Here is a 1233-nt window from a genome sequence, read left to right on the forward strand (position 1 = left end):
ATCCTATAGAACAGATGTGGGCATGGGTTAAACGTAAGCGTAAAGAATGGTTGATCGACTCAGTCGATGAGTTATTTCAAGTTTTTTTCGAATCCTGTATGGATAATAAAGTAGTTTGACTATACTTAAATTAGCTGTCTAAAAACACAGATCAAAATTCAAAAAGCAAATTAGATCACACTATTTATAAATTAAAACTGACTAATTTAGTTGGAAATTATTTCCCTTTTAAAGCATTAAATTAATTTCATTGCAAAGCCAATTGACCTTCCTATAATTAAATTAAGTAATTAGAAACAAAACTTAATTACTAAAATACTTACTAATAACAATCATGCTTAACCTACAAGAGAGAGAAATAAATATGGCTAAAGTTTCATTAGAATCCCTCACAACTATTGACGGTTTTCATGCAGCAGCACTCGTAGATGGTGAAAGCGGGCTAGCACTTGCAACACAAGGCGGTGGTGATATTGACCTAGAACTTGCCGCAGCAGGCAATACAGAAGTCGTACGTTCAAAGCGACGCGTAGCTCAGTCACTTAACTTGAATGATCATATCGTTGATATTCTCATTACTTTAGGTAAGCAATATCATTTGATCCGCCCTTTAGAGAAAAATGAAAATGTATTTCTCTATTTAGTCCTTGATCGCTCAAAAGCAAACTTAGCCATGGCACGACACGAACTCAAAGCTTATGAAAAAAGTTTAGATTTCGCTTAAGTTCAGTCCAACCCTTTTATGTACGCATAAGATGGTTTTTTATTCACTTACATATTTCAAATATCATCTTCCCAATTGATAGAGAAATGAAATGAGCAAACAGTATATTAATATCGGAATTGCCGGACTCAGTATCCACGACACAGATCAGTTAAAGCATCAGCTTTATAGTATTTTTCCACAACATTTTAATATTCAATGGAAATCTGCATCAGATATTAATTTAGATTGCTTATTCATACACGAACGTTTCTTCGATACTGAAGGGATTCAACGAATTTTATCCAGAAGAGAACTACCTTGGTTAAAAATTGCTAAAGATGCTAAAAATTCTGGGCAAGTGAAAAACAACACACTGTTTTTTCCACTTGAAGATAGCAATTGAACCGTACCGGGTTTGTCGGAGACTTTTTTATTTAAGTTAGGCCACCTGACCTAACGGGTTAATCTTATCATAGTACATTGCTTCAAAATCAAAAGGTGATACATAACCTAGTGCACTATGTACA

The 1233-nt window shown here is 34.1% G+C and carries 2 protein-coding genes; both read left to right on the forward strand.

Going from position 1 to position 1233, the window contains the following annotated elements; all coding sequences use genetic code 11:
- The first annotated feature begins 364 nt into the window (after window positions 1–364).
- Complete coding sequence (locus tag FTT84_RS17860; RefSeq protein WP_067763397.1) at window positions 365–724, forward strand: hypothetical protein; 360 nt, start codon at window positions 365–367, stop codon at window positions 722–724.
- A 91-nt stretch (window positions 725–815) separates the two neighbouring features.
- Window positions 816–1109, forward strand: a complete 294-nt coding sequence (locus tag FTT84_RS17865; RefSeq protein WP_180082038.1) for a hypothetical protein — start codon at window positions 816–818, stop codon at window positions 1107–1109.
- The last annotated feature ends 124 nt before the right edge of the window (window positions 1110–1233 follow it).

The sequence above is a fragment of the Acinetobacter sp. YH01019 genome, assembly GCF_013420285.1.
Classification (GTDB): Bacteria; Pseudomonadota; Gammaproteobacteria; order Pseudomonadales; family Moraxellaceae; genus Acinetobacter; species Acinetobacter gandensis.

What these genes read in the sequence shown, in the direction of transcription:
- FTT84_RS17860 (WP_067763397.1), top strand. Translation starts at nt 365, where the DNA reads ATGGCTAAAGTTTCATTAGAATCCCTCACAACTATTGACGGTTTTCAT.
- FTT84_RS17865 (WP_180082038.1), top strand. Translation starts at nt 816, where the DNA reads ATGAGCAAACAGTATATTAATATCGGAATTGCCGGACTCAGTATCCAC.